Here is an 18,546-nt window from a genome sequence, read left to right on the forward strand (position 1 = left end):
GCCACTATTGTGGCACTTTCTGGCGCGGGTCGCAAAAAGAAAAGCCCGACCTTTCGGCCGGGCTCGCAATTAATCCGCCAGTCTGCGCGGGCGGCGCGGCGGACGCGGTTTATCGCCGCCTGGCTTACCTTCTCCGCTGCGCGGTTTGGCTTTCGGCGCCCCGCCATCATTGCGACGCGGTTGCTGGGCACGGCCTGCTCCGCCCTGTCCCTGACCCTGGCCTCGGCCGCGACCACCGCCGCCACGCTGCTGCTGGCGACCGTTCTGAATCGGCTCCGCTTTAATTGACGGGTCTGGTTCATAACCCGGCGTGGTGATGCGCGGGATCTCTTTTTTCAGCAGCTTCTCGATATCGCGCAGCAGTTTGTGTTCATCAACGCAGACCAGCGATAACGCTTCGCCGGTCGCGGCGGCACGACCGGTACGGCCGATACGGTGAACGTAATCTTCCGGGACGTTTGGCAGCTCATAGTTCACCACATGCGGCAGCTCTTCGATATCCAGCCCGCGCGCCGCGATGTCGGTCGCCACCAGGACACGGATATCGCCGGATTTGAAATCAGCCAGTGCGCGGGTACGCGCGCCCTGAGATTTATTACCGTGGATCGCCGCACTGCGAATGCCGTCTTTATTCAGCTGTTCCGCCAGATGGTTAGCGCCGTGTTTGGTACGGGTAAAGACCAGCACCTGCTGCCAGTTGCCTTTGCCAATCATCTGCGACAACAGTTCGCGCTTGCGTTTTTTATCCACGAAATGAACGTGCTGGGTCACCTGCTCAGAAGCGGTATTACGGCGCGCCACTTCAATTTCCAGCGGGTTATGCAACAGCTTTTCAGCAAGCGCTTTAATGTCATCGGAGAATGTGGCGGAGAACAGCAGGTTCTGGCGCTTCGGCGGCAGTTTTGCCAGCACGCGGCGAATATCGTGGATAAAGCCCATGTCGAGCATACGGTCAGCTTCATCCAGCACCAGAATCTCAATCTGATCCAGCTTCACCGCGTTTTGATGTTCCAGGTCGAGCAAACGCCCCGGCGTTGCCACCAGCACGTCAACGCCGCCGCGCAGTTTCATCATCTGCGGGTTAATGCTGACGCCGCCAAACACGACCAGAGAGCGAATGTTCAGGTATTTACTGTAATCCCGGACGTTTTCGCCAATTTGCGCCGCCAGCTCACGGGTCGGCGTCAGAATCAACGCGCGTACCGGGCGACGGCCCTTCGCGTGCGGCTGCTGCGTGATCAGATGTTGTAACAGCGGCAGCGTAAAACCGGCTGTTTTACCCGTCCCCGTCTGGGCGCTGGCCATCAGGTCGCGGCCTTCCAGCACCGCAGGGATCGCCTGCTGCTGAATAGGGGTAGGTTCACGGTAACCCTGCTCGGCAATCGCGCGCAAAATATCAGGATTCAACCCAAGGGAATCAAAAGACATAACTACTCCGAACCGCCCCGACCGTTACCGGTGTAGTTTTCAGGGAGATACTCACAAGAGGGATGACAAAAACCACAATGTCATGAAGGGGCGGAGTGTAGCAGTTTTTGTGACATACCGCATAAATTATCCCCGTGACTGGAAAAAACAAAATAAACCACCACACTGGACAAGAACAATTATCGGTCATAATCTTAATCAATCGATTGATTAAGAATTGGGTTGCGCGATGAATACCCCAACCATGACGACGAAAGGCGAACAGGCCAAAAGCCAGCTTATCGCCGCTGCGCTGGCGCAGTTTGGCGAATACGGCCTCCATGCCACCACACGCGACATTGCCGCCCAGGCCGGACAAAATATCGCCGCCATCACTTACTACTTTGGCTCCAAAGAGGATTTATACCTCGCCTGCGCCCAGTGGATAGCTGATTTCATCGGCGCCCAGTTTCGCCCTCATGCCGAGGAAGCGGAACGACTGTTCGCCCAGCCGCAGCCCGATCGCGCCGCAATGCGCGAGCTGATCCTGCGCGCCTGCAAAAATATGATCATGCTGTTAACCCAGGACGACACGGTCAACCTGAGCAAATTTATTTCGCGCGAGCAGCTCTCCCCGACGGCGGCTTATCAACGGGTACACGATCAGGTTCTCAACCCCCTTCACACGCATCTGACGCGCCTGATTGCGGGGTATACCGGCCGCGATCCGGGAGATACGCAAACCATTCTCCACACGCACGCGCTGCTGGGCGAAGTGCTGGCCTTCCGCCTGGGAAAAGAAACCATTTTGCTGCGTACCGGCTGGTCAACGTTTGATGAAGAGAAAACAGAACAGATTTACCAGACGATCACCTGTCATATCGATCTCATTCTGCAAGGCTTAACGCAAAGGAGTCAGGAGCAATGAAAAAACCTGTCGTTATCGCACTGGCTGTCGCGGCGCTGGCCGCCGTGCTTGCCGGTGGTACATGGTGGTATCAGAGTCGGCAGGATAACGGGCTGACGCTCTACGGCAATGTGGATATTCGCACCGTCAATATGAGTTTTCGCGTCGGAGGCCGGCTGGCTTCGCTGGCCGTTGACGAAGGCGACGCCATTACGTCCGGGCAGGTATTGGGCGTGCTGGATAAAGCCCCGTACGAGAACGCGTTGATGCAGGCTAAAGCAGGCGTCTCCGTCGCCCAGGCACAGTATGATCTGATGCTCGCGGGGTATCGCGATGAAGAGATAGCCCAGGCCGCTGCCGCCGTAAAACAGGCGCAGGCCGCATTTGACTATGCGCAGAACTTTTATCAGCGCCAGCAGGGATTGTGGAAAAGCCGCACGATCTCCGCCAACGACCTGGAGAACGCCCGCTCATCCCGCGATCAGGCGCAGGCGCAGCTGAAATCCGCACAGGACAAATTGAGCCAGTACCGTACCGGTAACCGCCAGCAGGATATCGCCCAGGCAAAAGCCAGCCTCGAACAGGCGCAGGCGCAGCTGGCGCAGTCAGAACTCGATTTACAGGATACAACGCTGATCGCCCCCTCTGACGGTACGCTGTTAACCCGCGCGGTAGAGCCCGGCAGTATGCTCAACGCAGGCAGCACCGTGCTGACGCTGTCGCTGACTCGTCCGGTATGGGTTCGCGCCTACGTGGATGAACGCAACCTCAGCCAGGCGCAGCCCGGCCGCGAAATTTTACTCTACACCGATGGCCGCCCTGACAAGCCTTACCACGGCAAAATCGGCTTCGTATCGCCGACCGCTGAATTCACCCCGAAAACCGTTGAAACGCCGGATCTGCGCACAGACCTGGTCTATCGACTGCGCATTGTGGTGACTGACGCGGACGATGCGCTGCGCCAGGGAATGCCGGTAACGCTGACGTTCAGCGACGAGGCGCGGCATGAATGACGCCGTCATTACGTTAAACGGCCTGGTGAAGCGCTTCGCCGGAATGGAAAAACCGGCGGTCGCCCCGCTCGACTGTACGATCCACGCCGGTTATGTCACGGGTCTGGTCGGGCCGGATGGCGCAGGCAAAACCACGCTGATGCGGATGCTGGCAGGGCTGCTCAAGCCCGATAGCGGCAGCGCGTCGGTGATCGGGTTCGATCCGATCAAAAACGACAGTGAATTGCATGCGGTACTTGGTTACATGCCGCAAAAATTTGGTCTGTATGAAGATCTGACCGTGATGGAGAATCTCAATCTCTATGCGGATTTACGCAGCGTAACGGGCGAAGAACGGCAAAAAACGTTTGCCCGTCTGCTGGAATTTACCGCCCTCGGCCCCTTCACCAAACGGCTGGCAGGCAAGCTCTCGGGCGGGATGAAACAAAAACTCGGGCTGGCCTGTACGCTGGTCGGCGAGCCGAAAGTGCTGCTGCTTGACGAACCGGGCGTCGGCGTTGACCCCATCTCCCGTCGCGAGCTGTGGCAAATGGTGCATGAACTGGCGGGTGACGGCATGCTTATCCTGTGGAGTACGTCATACCTGGACGAAGCCGAACAGTGTCGCGACGTGCTGCTGATGAACGAAGGAGAGCTGCTGTATCAGGGCGAACCGACTAAGCTAACGCAGACCATGGCAGGACGCAGTTTCTTAATGAGCAGCCCGCAGGAGAATAACCGCAAGCTCCTGCAACGCGCGTTGAAACTGCCGCAGGTCAGCGACGGTATGATTCAGGGGAAATCGGTACGGCTGATCCTGAAAAAAGAGGCTACCGCAGAGGATATCCGCCGGGCCGAAGGGATGCCGGAGATAACGATTAACGACACCACGCCGCGCTTTGAAGATGCCTTTATCGACCTGCTTGGCGGCGCGGGTACGTCGGAGTCTCCGCTCGGCGCGATCCTGCATACCGTTGACGGCACGCCGGGTGAGACGGTCATTGAGGCCAAAGAACTGACCAAAAAATTCGGCGACTTCGCCGCCACCGACCACGTTAACTTCGCCGTTGAGCGCGGAGAAATCTTCGGTCTGCTCGGCCCCAACGGCGCGGGGAAATCCACCACGTTCAAGATGATGTGCGGTTTGCTGGTGCCAACTTCCGGCAAAGCGCTGGTGCTGGATATGGATTTGAAAGTCAGCTCCGGCAAGGCGCGCCAGCATTTAGGGTATATGGCGCAAAAATTTTCCCTGTACGGCAACCTGACGGTAGAGCAAAACCTGCGCTTTTTCTCCGGGGTTTATGGCCTGCGAGGCCGGGCGCAAAACGAAAAAATCACCCGCATGAGCGAAGCCTTCGGCCTGAAAAGCATCGCCTCTCATGCGACGGATGCGCTGCCGCTCGGTTTTAAACAGCGTCTGGCGCTGGCCTGTTCGCTGATGCATGAGCCCGACATTCTGTTTCTCGACGAACCCACCTCCGGCGTCGATCCCCTCACCCGCCGTGAGTTCTGGCTGCACATCAACAGCATGGTAGAAAAAGGGGTCACGGTGATGGTCACCACCCACTTTATGGACGAAGCGGAATACTGCGACCGTATCGGGCTGGTTTATCGCGGCAAGCTGATCGCCAGCGGGACGCCGGACGATCTGAAAGCGCAGGCGGCAGACGACGACACGCCGGACCCGACGATGGAGCAGGCCTTTATCACGCTCATTCACGACTGGGATAAGGAGCATACTCATGAGTAACGCCCTGCTCTCCTGGCGGCGCGTACGCGCGCTGTGCGTGAAAGAGACGCGTCAGATTATCCGCGATCCCAGTAGCTGGCTGATCGCCGTGGTGATCCCGCTGCTGTTGCTGTTTATTTTTGGCTACGGGATTAACCTCGACTCCAGCAAGCTGCGGGTCGGCATTCTGCTCGAACAACAGAGCGAGGAGGCGCTGGATTTCACCCACGCTATGACCGGTTCGCCGTATATCGACGCCACCATCAGCGATAGCCGCCATGAGCTTATTGAGAAAATGCAGGCCGGGCGCATTCGCGGGCTGGTGGTGATCCCTGTCGATTTTGCGCAAAAGATGGCGCGAGAGAATGACACCGCGCCGATACAGGTTATCACCGACGGCAGCGAACCGAACACCGCCAACTTCGTGCAGGGTTACGTGGAGGGGGTCTGGCAGATCTGGCAAATGCAGCGGGCTGAAGATCGTGGGGAGGAATTTGAACCGCTGATCGACGTGCAGACCCGCTACTGGTTTAACCCGGCGGCCATCAGCCAGCACTTTATCATTCCCGGCGCAGTCACCATTATCATGACGGTGATTGGCGCCATTCTCACTTCGCTGGTGGTTGCGCGCGAGTGGGAACGCGGGACGATGGAGGCGCTGCTCTCGACCGAGGTGACGCGCGCAGAGTTGTTGCTGTGCAAACTGATCCCCTACTACTTCCTCGGCATGCTGGCGATGCTGCTGTGTATGCTGGTGTCGGTGTTTATTCTTGGCGTGCCCTGGCGCGGCTCGCTGGTGATTCTGTTTCTTATCACCAGCCTGTTTCTGCTCAGTACGCTGGGAATGGGGCTGCTGATTTCCACCATTACCCGTAACCAGTTTAACGCCGCGCAGGTCGCGCTGAACGCCGCTTTTTTACCGTCGATTATGCTGTCAGGCTTTATTTTTCAGATAGACAGTATGCCTGCCGTCATCCGCGCGGTGACTTACATTATTCCGGCGCGCTATTTCGTCAGCACCCTGCAAAGCCTGTTTCTGGCGGGGAACATCCCCATTGTGTTGATCGTTAATACGTTATTTTTAATCGCTTCGGCAGCCATGTTTATCGGCCTGACGTGGATGAAGACCAAACGCCGGCTGGATTAAATTTTCTGCCTGATGGCGCTTCGCTTATCAGGCCTACGACCACATATTTTGTAGGCCGGATAAGGCATTTACGCCGCCATCCGACAAAGACATTAAGTTTGTAGGCCGGATAAGGCGTTTACGCCGCCATCCGACAAAGACATTAAGTTTGTAGGCCGGATAAGGCATTTACGCCACCATCCGGCGAAGACCTTAAGTTTGTAGGCCGGATAAGGCGTTTACGCCGCCATCCGGCAAAGACGTTAAGTTTGTAGGCCGGATAAGGCGCCGCCGACATCCGGCATGGCATAAGGGAGATAAACATGTTTCATCGCCTGTGGACATTAATCCGCAAAGAGCTGCAATCGCTGTTACGCGAGCCGCAGACCCGCGCGATCCTGATCTTACCGGTGCTGATCCAGGTGCTGCTGTTTCCCTTTGCCGCCACGCTGGAAGTGACCAATGCCACCATTGCCATTTATAACGAAGATAATGGCAAACATGCCGTCGAGCTGACGCAACGGTTCGCGCGCGCCAAAGCGTTTACCCATATCCTGCTGCTGAAAAGCCCGCAGGAAATCCAGCCGACGATCGACACGCAAAAAGCGCTGCTGCTGGTGCGCTTTCCGGCCGATTTTTCCCGTCACCTGGATAACCTCCAGCCCGCGCCGCTACAGCTCATTCTTGATGGCCGTAACTCCAACAGCGCGCAAATCGCCGCCAATTATCTCCAGCAGATCGTCAAGGATTATCAGCAGGAGCTGACAGAGGGCAAACCCAAGCCCAACAACAGCGAGCTGGTGGTGCGCAACTGGTACAACCCGAATCTGGACTATAAGTGGTTTGTGGTACCGTCTCTGATCGCCATGATCACCACGATAGGCGTCATGATCGTCACCTCGCTTTCCGTTGCCCGCGAGCGCGAACAGGGTACGCTGGATCAACTGCTGGTTTCCCCTCTCACCACCTGGCAAATTTTCATCGGTAAAGCGGTGCCCGCGCTGATTGTCGCCACTTTTCAGGCCACGATCGTACTGGCTATTGGCATCTGGGCGTACCACATCCCCTTTGCCGGTTCGCTGGCGCTGTTCTACTTCACAATGGTGATTTACGGGCTGTCGCTGGTTGGATTTGGCTTGTTAATCTCGTCGCTCTGCTCCACCCAACAGCAGGCTTTCATCGGCGTATTCGTCTTTATGATGCCTGCTATCCTGCTATCGGGATACGTTTCTCCGGTCGAGAACATGCCGGTATGGCTACAAAATCTGACGTGGATAAACCCTATCCGCCATTTTACGGACATCACCAAGCAGATTTATTTGAAAGATGCGAGTCTGAAGATCGTCTGGGGGAGTTTGTGGCCGCTACTGGTGATCACGGCCACAACGGGGTCAGCGGCGTATGCGATGTTTAGACGCAAAGTGATGTAGCTTTTTCTCCTTCGTCAGCAGCGAAACCACAGCAGGCCCGGCAAGGATCGCCAGCCCAGCCAGCGCCAGCAGCAGGTTGTTGTGCAGTACGCGGGACAGCAGCCACAGAGCAATCATCGCGGCGCCGAAATACCAGGTGGTCGTCAGCTCTTCCAGCACATCCGCAACGTCGCGCCAGCGCTGTTCGTGGTGGCGTTGTAACGCCAGCATCAGCAGCACCGTCACGCCATAAAGCACGCATAATCCCAGGCCGACACGGACTAAAGCGCCGCTCATCCAGCCCATTACCAGCAGCGCCACTACCAGTAAATGCAACATTATCTGCCAGCAACTAAGACCCGTTGCGACACGAACACGTTGTTGCCACCTCATGGCTTTTTCTCCTGAAGGATTTTTATCTAATTATTCAGAGTACCGAACTTTACGGAAAATTCCGTAAGACCGCATCTTTTTGTGACGACGACTACACTATTTCAATCAGGATAGTGACGCGGACAGGAAGAAAATGATCCAACAAACGCGAAATTTTTCATTCAAAGTGCTCACAATTAACACGCATAAGGGTTTTACCGCCTTTAATAAGCGCTTTATTCTGCCGGAGCTGCGCGACGCCGTCAGAACCGTCAGCGCGGATATTGTCTGCCTCCAGGAAGTGATGGGCGCGCATGAAGTTCATCCGCTGCACGTCGAGAACTGGCCTGATACCACTCATTACGAATTTCTTGCCGACACCATGTGGAGCGATTTCGCCTATGGTCGTAATGCCGTCTACCCGGAAGGGCATCACGGCAACGCGGTGCTGTCGCGCTATCCGATTGAACACTATGAAAATCGCGATGTCTCCGTCGGCGGCAGTGAAAAACGCGGCGTGCTGTATTGCCGTATTGTTCCGCCGATGCAGGCTCAGCCAATTCATGTAATGTGCGTGCATCTCGGCTTACGGGAAGGCCACCGCCAGGCGCAGCTGGATATGCTGGTTGAATGGGTTAACGCCCTTCCCGAATCCGAACCCGTGGTGGTCGCCGGGGATTTCAACGACTGGCGGCAGAAAGCCAACTATCCGTTAAAAGCGTCTGCGGGGCTGGAGGAGATCTTCACCCGCGCGCATGGCCGCCCGGCGCGCACCTTTCCGGTCAGGCTGCCGATACTGCGACTCGATCGTATATACGTCAAGAATGCCAATGCCAGCTCTCCTGCGGCGTTGCCGTTGCGTAACTGGCGACATTTATCTGACCATGCCCCTCTTAGCGCGGAGATACATCTATGAAATGTGGATGGCGTGAAGGCAATCAGATTCAGCTACTGGAAAACGGCGACCAGTTCTATCCCGCCGTGTTTGACGCTATCGCGCAGGCACAGCAGAGGATCATCCTGGAAACCTTCATCTGGTTTGAAGATGACGTAGGTAAGCAGCTACACGCGGCGCTGCTTAAAGCGGCCAGACGCGGCGTAAAAGCGGAAGTGCTGTTAGACGGCTACGGCTCACCCGACCTTAGCGAGGCGTTTGTCGGGGAGCTGACCGCAGCGGGGATAATCTTCCGCTATTACGATCCGCGTCCTCCCCTGTTCGGCATGCGCACCAACCTCTTTCGCCGTATGCACCGTAAAATCGTGGTTATTGACGATCGGGTCGCGTTTGTCGGCGGGCTGAATTACTCCGCAGAACATATGTCCGATTACGGCCCGGAAGCCAAACAGGATTACGCCGTTCGCGTCGAAGGGCCGGTCGTGGAGGATATTTTGCAGTTTGAGCTGGAAAACCTGCCGGGGCAAAGCGCCGCGCGCCGCTGGTGGCGACGCCATCATCGCGCCGAAGAAAACCGGAAACCCGGCGAAGCGCAGGTGCTGTTTATCTGGCGCGATAATGATGAACATCGCAACGATATTGAACGTCACTATCTGAAGATGCTTACGCAGGCGAAACGTGAAGTGATTATCGCCAATGCCTATTTCTTTCCCGGCTATCGCCTGCTGCATGCCATGCGCAAAGCCGCCCGACGCGGCGTGCGGGTAAAACTGGTGATCCAGGGGGAACCCGATATGCCCATCGTCAAAGTCGGCGCGCGTCTGCTGTACAACTATCTGGTGAAAGGCGGCGTCCATGTCTATGAATATCGCCGTCGCCCGCTGCACGGCAAAGTGGCGTTGATGGACGATCACTGGGCGACCGTCGGCTCCAGCAACCTCGATCCGCTCAGTCTGTCGCTTAACCTTGAAGCAAACGTCATTATTCATGACCGCACGTTTAACCAGACGCTGCGCGACAACCTGAACGCCATTATCGCCAATGATTGCAAGCAGGTGGACGAGTCTATGCTGCCGAAGCGCACCTGGTGGAATCTGAGCAAAAGCGTGCTGGCGTTCCACTTCCTGCGCCACTTCCCGGCGCTGGTTGGTTGGCTACCGGCGCACACGCCGCATCTGGCGCAGGTTGAACCGCCCGCTCAACCGACGATGGAAACGCAGGATCGGGTCGAAGCGGAAAACACGGGGGTGAAGCCCTGATGTCAACATCACACCCGCGATGGCGGCTGGCGAAAAAGATCCTCACCTGGCTGTTTTTTATCGCGGTGATTGTCCTGCTGGTCATTTATGCCGGAAAGGTCAACTGGGAAGATGTCTGGACAGTGATCCGGGATTACAACCGGATTGCGCTGTTGAGCGCGGTTGGGCTGGTGATTGTCAGCTACCTTCTTTACGGCTGCTACGATCTGCTGGGGCGTTTTTACTGCGGCCACAAGCTGGCGAAGCGGCAGGTCATGCTGGTGTCGTTTATCTGTTACGCCTTCAATCTGACGTTAAGCACCTGGGTCGGCGGAATCGGTATGCGCTACCGTCTGTACTCCCGCCTCGGCTTACCGGGGAGCACCATCACGCGTATTTTTTCGCTGAGCATTACCACCAACTGGCTGGGCTATATTCTGCTGGGCGGAATTATTTTTACCTTCGGCGTCGTGCAACTCCCGGCCCACTGGTATATCGATGAAAATACGCTGCGCATTCTCGGTATTGTGTTGTTGCTGGTGATTGCCGTCTACCTGTGGTTTTGCGCCTTTGCAAAACGGCGTCATATCACGATTAAAGGCCAAAAGCTGATGCTTCCGTCATGGAAATTCGCCCTCGCGCAGATGGGGATTTCCAGCGCTAACTGGATGGTGATGGGTGCCATTATCTGGCTGCTGATGGGGCAAGACGTTAATTATTTCTTTGTACTTGGCGTGCTGCTGGTGAGCAGTATTGCCGGAGTGATCGTGCATATCCCGGCCGGGATCGGCGTTCTGGAGGCCGTGTTTATGGCGCTGCTGGCGGGTGAGCATACGTCGCAAGGCACCATTATCGCCGCCCTGCTCGCCTGGCGTGTGCTCTATTATTTTATTCCGCTATTGCTGGCGTTGATTTGCTATCTGCTGCTGGAAAGTCGGGCAAAGAAGCTGCGGGCGAAAAACGAGAAAGCCTTAGCGAAGTGACGAGTTATTTGCTGCTTATCAGGTCTATAAACGTGTATTACCGGCCTAACCTGTAGGCCGGATACAGCGTTCACGCCAATTAACGGCGATTACCGAAAATACGCAGCAGCATCAGGAACAGGTTGATGAAGTCCAGATACAGCGTTAACGCGCCGAGAATCGAGTATTTCCGCAGCGTCGAGCTGTCACGAACATCAATCTGCTCGCCAATGTTTTTCAGCTTCTGCGTGTCATAGGCGGTCAGACCAACAAAGACAACCACCCCGATATAGGTCACCGCCCACATCAACGCTTCGCTTTTGAGCCAGAAGTTGACCAACGATGCCAGAATAATGCCGATCAGCGCCATAAACAGCATGCTGCCCCAGCCGCTGAGATCGCGTTTCGTGGTGTAGCCATACAGGCTCATCACGCCAAACATCCCGCCGGTCACGACAAACGTGCTGGCGATAGACGAATAGGTATAAACGATAAAAATGCTCGACAGCGTCAGGCCCGTCAGCGCCGAATAGAGCATAAACAGCGTGGTCGCCATCCCGGCGCTAAGTTTTTGCACCATTGCTGACAGCGCAATAACCAGCGCAAGCTGGGCGATAATCAAGCCAAAGAAGGTGATTTTGCTGGAAAAGACAAACATCATCACCGCAGGCGTATTCGCTGCATACCAGGCGATAAATGCGGTCAGCAGCAGCCCAACCGTCATCCAGCCATATACCTGCGCCATATACGTTTGCAGGCCGGAACGGGTCTGTACGATAGAATCGGATCGTGGGAATCGGTCCATGATGATCTCCTGATTAAAAGTGATACCCCTGAATAAGGGTATCACATTCTGCTACCAGCGTTTTGCCGCCTGCCGATCGCTATCGCGCGCTTCCACCCAGCGCTCGCCTTCCGGCGTCGCTTCACGCTTCCAGAACGGCGCGCGGGTTTTCAGATAATCCATAATGAATTGCCCGGCCTCGAACGCGCTGCTACGGTGCGCGCTGGTTACGCCGACAAAGACAATCTCATCGCCCGGCCACAGTTCGCCAATACGATGGATCACCGTCACGCGCCCCAGCGGCCAGCGCGAGCGCGCCTCGTCCACGATATCCGCCAGCGCTTTTTCCGTCATCCCCGGGTAATGTTCCAGCGTCAGCGCTTTAACGCTGTCGCCCAGATTATGATTGCGGACTTTACCGGTAAAGGTCACGACTGCGCCATCTTCATCACGCTCCGCCAGCCAGGGGTACTCCTCCCCAACGCTGAACGGCGCATGGCCAACGATCACTCGCGTTTCAGCCATCTCAGCCTCCTGTCACCGGTGGGAAAAAGGCCACTTCATCACCCGCCGTCAGCGGATGTTCAAAACTGACCAGCGTCTGATTGACGGCGGCCAGCAGCTTGCCGTCTTCCAGCGCCAGCGCCCAGCGATCGCTTTGCGCCGCCAGATGCTGACGCAGCGCTTCTACGGTTGGGAAATCGGCGGCGACCTCTAACGCATCCGTTCCCACCAGTTCACGCACCTGAGCGAAAAACAGAACCTTAATCATGCGCATCCACCTTAAAATCGCCAGACTTACCGCCGCTTTTCGCCAGCAAACGCACCGGGCCAATCACCATATCCTTTTGCACCGCTTTGCACATGTCGTAGATCGTCAATGCCGCCACGGAAGCGGCAGTCAGCGCTTCCATCTCCACGCCGGTTTTCCCCGTCAAGCGACACAACGATTCAATGCGTACCCGGTTGTGTTCAGGTTCCGCCTGCAATTGCACTTCGACCTTACTCAACAACAGCGGATGGCACAGCGGGATCAGCTCCCAGGTACGTTTAGCCGCCTGAATCCCGGCGATACGCGCGGTCGCGAAAACATCGCCCTTATGGTGGCTACCGTCGATAATCATCGCCAGCGTTTCACTGCGCATCGTCACAAACGCTTCGGCGCGCGCCTCACGTACGGTTTCCGCTTTGGCGGAGACGTCCACCATGTGCGCTTCGCCAGCGGCATTAATATGGGTCAGTTGCGACATACTTATTTCTTCAAATGTGGGTGGAAGTTACACGGGCGTGTGCGAGCATCAAGCTGCGGCGCGATGATGTTGTCCCAGGCGGTGCGGCACGCTTTTGTGGAGCCCGGCATCGCAAAAATCAGCGTCTTGTTGGCAACGCCGGCCACCGCGCGAGATTGCAGGGTCGATGTGCCAATCTCTTCAAACGACAACATGCGGAACACTTCGCCAAACCCTTCGACTTCGCGATCAAAGAGCGGCAGTAACGCTTCCGGCGCCTGATCGCCATCGGTCAGCCCGGTGCCGCCGGTGATGAGCACCACCTGAACGTCATCGCTGGCGATCCACGCGGAAACCTGCGCGCGAATGGCGTAGCGGTTCTCTTTAACGATGGCTTTGTCCACGACCTGATGCCCCGCTTCCAGCGCGGCGTCGCGCAGAAAATGACCGGAAGTGTCGTCTTCTTCGCCGCGACGACTGGAAACCGTAAGAATAGCAATGCGGGTAGGGATAAACTCAGCGCTTACCTGACTCATAAAAACTCCTTGTCCGTTAAGGCGTTAACCGCCTATGTACGATAGATTTTGCGTAATACCGGTATTGTTCTGGTGCAGGAAGTGGGTCTGCTTTTTCTCCAGCAGCGCGGCTGAAATGCGTTCTTCCAGCGCATGTTGCTGTGCATCGTCTTCCAGCAGGTCGCGCAGGCTTACGCCGCCTTCGCCAAACAGGCAAAGATGGAGTTTACCGACCGAGGAAACGCGCAGACGGTTGCAGGTGGCGCAGAAATCTTTTTCATACGGCATGATGAGACCGATTTCACCGGCATAGTCAGGATGACAAAAAACCTGCGCCGGGCCGTCGCTGCGCTGGCGCAGCTGATGAATCCAACCGCGACGCAGCAGTTCATCACGCAGCACCTGTCCAGAAATATGGTGTTTACGAAAGAGTTCGCTCCCCTCTCCCGTCTCCATCAGTTCAATGAAGCGCAGTTGAATGGGGCGTGCCTGAATCCAGGCGAGAAAGGTGTCCAGTTGATGATGGTTCACATCGCGCATCAACACGGTGTTCACTTTGACCTTTGCGAAACCGGCGTCAAACGCGGCGTCAATGCCCGCCATCACCTGCTGGAATTTATCCTGCCCGGTAATGGCGTGAAACTGACGGGCGTCAAGGCTATCGACGCTGACGTTGATGCCCGTCAGACCCGCGTCGCGCCAGTTCGCCGCATCACGCGCCAGACGATACCCATTAGTGGTCACCGCAATCTGGCGAATCGCGTCGTTTTCACGCACGGCGGCAATGATGTCGGTAAAGTCGCGACGCAGCGACGGTTCACCGCCGGTAAGGCGCACTTTTTCGGTGCCCAGACTGGCAAACGCGCGCGTCACACGGCGAATTTCATCGACGGTCAGAAAGCCGTTATTGGTGACACCGCCAGGCTTGTAGCCATCCGGCAGGCAGTATGTGCAACGAAAGTTACACACATCAGTAATCGACAGACGTAAGTAATAAAACTTACGTGCGAAAGCATCGGTAAGTTGTGAGGCCATGTACACCTTTCCAAATACGGGAGGCGGAGTCATTTCTTCCTGCGCCCTGGTGGCAAACTCTTTCGAGGCTTGTCACGGCCAAAACACCATATCAATTTGACACAGGCGTAGAGGCTAGAGTGTCTTTTTAAGCATCGCTTAAAAAGGTGGTTATGCCGATACTAGCGTGTAAATAGCATTTTTGCCATTCCCACCTTACGCTATATAATCATGTATATAGCGTCATAATCGTGCTATTTCGCTACAGAATAAGCAAAAATCACACTTTTGCATTGATATACATCAGTTAGCCATCAGGCTAACCCTATCCGAAAGAGGTAGAGGGGATGGATTTATTTTCCATCGTTGTTCGTTGGCTAATTGCTGAAAAGGCGCTATTTGCGCTACTGTAGCGCAGTACCTCTGATATTAGGAATTTGTATGCGCAATCGTACGCTGGCAGACCTGGATCGTGTTGTCGCTCTCGGCGGAGGGCATGGATTAGGACGCGTTCTCTCTTCACTCTCTTCATTAGGCTCACGCCTGACCGGTATTGTCACCACCACCGATAACGGGGGTTCCACAGGCCGTATTCGCCGCTCTGAAGGGGGAATCGCCTGGGGCGATATGCGCAACTGTCTGAACCAGTTAATTACCGAACCCAGCGTCGCGTCGGCGATGTTTGAGTACCGTTTTGGCGGTAATGGTGAACTTTCCGGCCATAACCTCGGAAATCTGATGTTAAAGGCGCTGGATCACCTGAGCGTGCGGCCTCTCGAAGCGATAAATTTAATTCGCAACTTATTGAAGGTGGATGCGCATTTAATCCCTATGTCGGAGCTGCCGGTAGACCTGATGGCCATCGACGATCAGGGGCATGAAGTATACGGCGAGGTGAATATCGATCAACTGGCGACCCCGCCGCAGGAGCTGATGCTGTCACCGAAAGTCCCCACCACCCGGGAAGCGGTGCAGGCCATTAGCGAAGCCGATTTGATTCTGATTGGCCCCGGAAGTTTCTACACCAGTTTGATGCCGATTCTGCTGCTTGATGAGCTGGCGCAGGCGCTGCGCCGTACTCCGGCGCCGATGGTCTATATCGGTAATCTGGGGCGCGAATTGAGTCTGCCCGCCGCCAGCTTAACGCTTGTCGACAAACTGGCGATTATGGAGCAATACGTCGGGAAACAGGTTATCGACGCCATTGTGGTTGGCCCGAAAGTGGATGCCTCGGCGGTGACGGGCCGGATTGTGATTCAGGAAGTGCTGGAAGCCAGCGATATTCCGTATCGCCATGACCGACAGCTGCTGCATAACGCGCTGGAGAAAGCGATACAGGCGTTAGGGTAAGCGTATTCAGATTTGCCCGGTGGCGCTTCGCCTACCGGGCCTACACACAACAGGCGGAACAACCGTAGGCCGGATAAGACGCTTTACGTCGCCATCCGGCATCGTCATGACGCCGCGATAAACAGCTCACGTAGCTGATGCAGCTGGTCGCGAATCTCTGCGGCTTCTTCAAACTCCAGGTTTTGCGCATGCTGCATCATCTGGCCTTCCAGCTCATGAATTTTCTGCTGCAACGCTTTCGGCGTCATATCCATCTCAACCACACCCGATTTCGCCGCTGCGCGGGACTTCCCTTTGCCCTTCGCTTTGGTTTTCGCGATGTTCTGACCCAACGCCAGAATATCGACCACTTTCTTATTCAGCCCCTGCGGAACGATACCGTGCTCTTCGTTGTATAACTGCTGTTTCTCGCGACGACGTTCGGTTTCGCCTATCGCTTTCGCCATCGACGGGGTGATCTTATCGCCATAGAGGATCGCCTTCCCGTTGACGTTACGCGCCGCACGGCCGATGGTCTGAATCAGCGAACGCTCTGAACGCAGGAAGCCTTCTTTGTCTGCGTCCAGAATCGCCACCAGCGAGACCTCAGGCATGTCCAGCCCTTCTCGCAACAGGTTGATCCCCACCAGCACGTCAAACTCGCCCAGACGCAAATCACGAATGATTTCCATACGCTCAACGGTATCGATGTCCGAGTGCAGGTAACGTACGCGCTCGCCGTGTTCTTCGAGATATTCGGTAAGATCTTCCGCCATTCGCTTGGTCAGCGTCGTCACCAGCACACGTTCGTTAATCGCCGCCCGCAGGCGGATCTCAGAGAGCAGATCATCAACCTGCGTCGCCACCGGCCGAACTTCAATGATCGGGTCCAGCAGCCCGGTGGGACGCACCACCTGATCCACCACCTCGCCGCCGGATTTCTCCAGCTCATAGTTGCCCGGCGTGGCGGAAACGTAGATGGTTTGCGGGGCCAGCGCTTCAAACTCTTCAAATTTTAGCGGACGGTTATCCAGCGCTGACGGCAGACGGAAACCGTACTCCACCAGCGTCTCTTTGCGCGCCCTGTCCCCACGAAACATCCCGCCGATTTGCGGAATCGTGACGTGAGATTCATCCACGACTAACAGGCCATCGGCTGGCAGATAGTCAAACAGCGTCGGCGGCGGCTCGCCAGGCCCGCGCCCGGAAAGGTAGCGGGAGTAGTTTTCAATCCCCGAGCAATATCCCAGCTCGTTCATCATTTCCAGATCGAACTGCGTACGCTGGGTTAAGCGCTGTTCTTCCAGCAACTTATTGTTTTCCAGCATGATCCTGCGTCTGTCCACCAGTTCGTCTTTGATCTCCTCCATCGCCTGTACGATGCGCTCGCGCGGCGTAACGTAGTGCGTTTTCGGGTAGATGGTGTAGCGCTGGATAGTCGATTCAACCTGCCCGGTCAGCGGGTCAAACAGCGACAGACGTTCAACCTCTTCGTCAAACAGCTCAACCCGCAGCGCAATATCGTCAGACTCTGCCGGGAAGATGTCGATGACCTCGCCGCGTACGCGGAAAGTGCCGCGCTGGAAGGCCTGATCGTTGCGGGTATATTGCAACTCCGCCAGACGGCGCAGGATAGCGCGCTGATCGATGATCATCCCCACCGTCAGGTGCAGCATCATCTTCAGGTATAAATCGGGATCGCCCAGACCGTAGATAGCGGAAACCGAAGCCACGACCACAACGTCCCGCCGCTCAAGCAGCGCCTTGGTCGCCGACAGTCGCATCTGTTCTATGTGTTCGTTCACCGACGCATCTTTTTCGATAAAGGTGTCGGAGCTGGGCACATACGCCTCTGGCTGATAGTAGTCATAGTAAGAGACGAAATATTCCACCGCGTTGTCAGGGAAGAACTCTTTCATTTCGCCGTATAACTGGGCCGCCAGCGTTTTATTGGGCGCAAGCACCATCGTCGGGCGCTGTAAATCGGCAATCACATTGGCGATGGTGAACGTTTTCCCTGATCCCGTTACGCCCAACAGCGTCTGGTGCGCCAGACCATCTTCAAGACCTTCCTCCAGACGACGTATCGCCTCCGGCTGATCGCCTGAAGGTTTAAAAGCGGAATTCAGTTTGAACGGTTTACTCATGGGCAGCTACCTGAAGGAATGGGCGGGCAGGACACTAATTTTACCCGGAGCCGCTAATATTGCCAGCAAAATATACTGGATGAAAAAACAGTGGCGACTTAAGGTATTACTCAAATAAGGGATAACACCCGGCATTGCGACGTAAAATGTAGACCCTGACGAGATAAAAAACCAGTGAGATGCGGTTATCCCCAAACCAAAGACTTTTTTAACACTTGTCAAGATGTGTGATGAAAGATTTGTGGCAACCCGTGACACTTTCCTTACAGCCATTGCTTTTATCTAACAAATTGTTTCATAAGCACTATTTACTTAAGACGCCTTTCGCATCAATTTAGTCGCAGGCCGCGTCTTCTCTCGCTTACGTTGTGTTTTCTAACTCTAATACACAAGGTTATCCACAGGAATGGTGGATAACTGCGTCCAGCCCGTATGGACTGCCGCCTGGCAAAATCGCGCGGACGCCACTTGATGAGGGGCTAAAAAAAAAT

Annotated in this window: 18 protein-coding genes and 1 riboswitch; of the genes, 9 read left to right on the forward strand and 9 right to left on the reverse strand. The window is 55.8% G+C overall.

The genetic code is table 11. The features are described 5' to 3' along the window. Nucleotides 1-69: 69 nt before the first annotated feature. Nucleotides 70-1,428, reverse strand: coding sequence for an ATP-dependent RNA helicase RhlE (gene rhlE / locus FD428_RS14350; protein WP_047457973.1), 1,359 nt, complete (start codon nt 1,426-1,428; stop codon nt 70-72). A 229-nt stretch (nt 1,429-1,657) separates the two neighbouring features. Here rhlE and cecR point away from each other — a divergent pair, with 229 nt between their 5' ends. The 5 genes from cecR (at nt 1,658) to FD428_RS14375 (ending at nt 7,591) form a co-directional block, all read left to right on the forward strand. Beyond that, nucleotides 1,658-2,335, forward strand: coding sequence for a transcriptional regulator CecR (gene cecR / locus FD428_RS14355; RefSeq protein ID WP_071259642.1), 678 nt, complete (start codon nt 1,658-1,660; stop codon nt 2,333-2,335). Beyond that, nucleotides 2,332-3,327 carry a secretion protein HlyD gene (gene hlyD / locus FD428_RS14360; protein ID WP_012133181.1) on the forward strand — a complete coding sequence of 332 codons (996 nt, stop codon included), beginning with the start codon at nt 2,332-2,334 and terminating at the stop codon, nt 3,325-3,327. Before cecR ends, hlyD begins: the two co-directional genes overlap by 4 nt. Further along, nucleotides 3,320-5,056, forward strand: a complete 1,737-nt coding sequence (locus tag FD428_RS14365) for an ATP-binding cassette domain-containing protein (protein ID WP_012133182.1) — start codon at nt 3,320-3,322, stop codon at nt 5,054-5,056. The genes hlyD and FD428_RS14365 overlap by 8 nt, the downstream gene beginning before the upstream one ends. Next, nucleotides 5,049-6,182, forward strand: coding sequence for an ABC transporter permease (locus tag FD428_RS14370; protein ID WP_012133183.1), 1,134 nt, complete (start codon nt 5,049-5,051; stop codon nt 6,180-6,182). The genes FD428_RS14365 and FD428_RS14370 overlap by 8 nt, the downstream gene beginning before the upstream one ends. Before the next feature lie 302 nt (nt 6,183-6,484). Then, a complete protein-coding gene (locus FD428_RS14375; RefSeq protein WP_104868887.1) occupies nt 6,485-7,591 on the forward strand; it encodes an ABC transporter permease in 1,107 nt (368 codons plus the stop codon). Here FD428_RS14375 and FD428_RS14380 read toward each other — a convergent pair. Further along, nucleotides 7,553-7,963, reverse strand: a complete 411-nt coding sequence (locus tag FD428_RS14380) for a YbhQ family protein (protein WP_114848490.1) — start codon at nt 7,961-7,963, stop codon at nt 7,553-7,555. The two genes, FD428_RS14375 and FD428_RS14380, sit on opposite strands and share 39 nt — an antisense overlap. 133 nt (nt 7,964-8,096) lie before the next feature. On the opposite strand from FD428_RS14380, the gene FD428_RS14385 reads away from it, so the two are divergent. Genes FD428_RS14385 through FD428_RS14395 form a run of 3 tightly spaced genes read left to right on the forward strand, consistent with a single transcriptional unit; the run spans nt 8,097 to nt 11,058 of the window. After that, nucleotides 8,097-8,858, forward strand: a complete 762-nt coding sequence (locus FD428_RS14385) for an endonuclease/exonuclease/phosphatase family protein (protein ID WP_114848491.1) — start codon at nt 8,097-8,099, stop codon at nt 8,856-8,858. Next, nucleotides 8,855-10,096: a cardiolipin synthase ClsB gene (gene clsB, locus FD428_RS14390; RefSeq protein ID WP_012133187.1), complete on the forward strand. Its 1,242-nt coding sequence runs from the start codon at nt 8,855-8,857 to the stop codon at nt 10,094-10,096. Before FD428_RS14385 ends, clsB begins: the two co-directional genes overlap by 4 nt. Then, nucleotides 10,096-11,058 (forward strand): YbhN family protein, encoded by a 963-nt coding sequence (locus FD428_RS14395; protein WP_047457979.1) that lies wholly within the window; start codon nt 10,096-10,098, stop codon nt 11,056-11,058. The genes clsB and FD428_RS14395 overlap by 1 nt, the downstream gene beginning before the upstream one ends. Before the next feature lie 79 nt (nt 11,059-11,137). Here the strand turns inward: FD428_RS14395 and FD428_RS14400 are convergent, their stop codons facing one another. The 6 genes from FD428_RS14400 to moaA all read right to left on the reverse strand — a co-directional run bounded on the left by FD428_RS14400 (nt 11,138) and on the right by moaA (nt 14,600). Beyond that, nucleotides 11,138-11,842 carry a Bax inhibitor-1/YccA family protein gene (locus FD428_RS14400; RefSeq protein WP_024130511.1) on the reverse strand — a complete coding sequence of 235 codons (705 nt, stop codon included), beginning with the start codon at nt 11,840-11,842 and terminating at the stop codon, nt 11,138-11,140. Between the two features lie 51 nt (nt 11,843-11,893). Beyond that, nucleotides 11,894-12,346, reverse strand: a complete 453-nt coding sequence (gene moaE / locus FD428_RS14405) for a molybdopterin synthase catalytic subunit MoaE (RefSeq protein WP_058668823.1) — start codon at nt 12,344-12,346, stop codon at nt 11,894-11,896. A gap of 1 nt (nt 12,347) precedes the next feature. Next, nucleotides 12,348-12,593: a molybdopterin synthase sulfur carrier subunit gene (gene moaD / locus FD428_RS14410; RefSeq protein ID WP_012133191.1), complete on the reverse strand. Its 246-nt coding sequence runs from the start codon at nt 12,591-12,593 to the stop codon at nt 12,348-12,350. Further along, on the reverse strand, nt 12,586-13,071 hold the full coding sequence (gene moaC / locus FD428_RS14415) for a cyclic pyranopterin monophosphate synthase MoaC (protein ID WP_012133192.1): 486 nt from the start codon (nt 13,069-13,071) through the stop codon (nt 12,586-12,588). The genes moaD and moaC overlap by 8 nt, the downstream gene beginning before the upstream one ends. A gap of 2 nt (nt 13,072-13,073) precedes the next feature. Next, nucleotides 13,074-13,586, reverse strand: coding sequence for a molybdenum cofactor biosynthesis protein B (moaB, locus tag FD428_RS14420; RefSeq protein ID WP_047457988.1), 513 nt, complete (start codon nt 13,584-13,586; stop codon nt 13,074-13,076). A 24-nt stretch (nt 13,587-13,610) separates the two neighbouring features. Then, nucleotides 13,611-14,600, reverse strand: coding sequence for a GTP 3',8-cyclase MoaA (gene moaA, locus FD428_RS14425; protein ID WP_024130512.1), 990 nt, complete (start codon nt 14,598-14,600; stop codon nt 13,611-13,613). Next, a riboswitch (molybdenum cofactor riboswitch) is annotated at nt 14,588-14,734 on the reverse strand. (Overlaps the previous gene by 13 nt.) 286 nt (nt 14,735-15,020) lie before the next feature. Between moaA and yvcK the strand changes: the two genes are divergently transcribed. Beyond that, the gene (yvcK, locus tag FD428_RS14430; protein ID WP_024130513.1) at nt 15,021-15,929 is read left to right on the forward strand and encodes a uridine diphosphate-N-acetylglucosamine-binding protein YvcK; all 909 of its coding nucleotides are present in this window, start codon (nt 15,021-15,023) and stop codon (nt 15,927-15,929) included. A gap of 104 nt (nt 15,930-16,033) precedes the next feature. Here yvcK and uvrB read toward each other — a convergent pair whose 3' ends face one another. Continuing rightward, complete coding sequence (gene uvrB / locus FD428_RS14435) at nt 16,034-18,055, reverse strand: excinuclease ABC subunit UvrB (protein WP_047457991.1); 2,022 nt, start codon at nt 18,053-18,055, stop codon at nt 16,034-16,036. Nucleotides 18,056-18,546: the final 491 nt, after the last annotated feature.

The sequence above is a fragment of the Citrobacter sp. TBCP-5362 genome (genome assembly GCF_005406305.1).
GTDB lineage: Bacteria > Pseudomonadota > Gammaproteobacteria > Enterobacterales > Enterobacteriaceae > Citrobacter_B > Citrobacter_B koseri.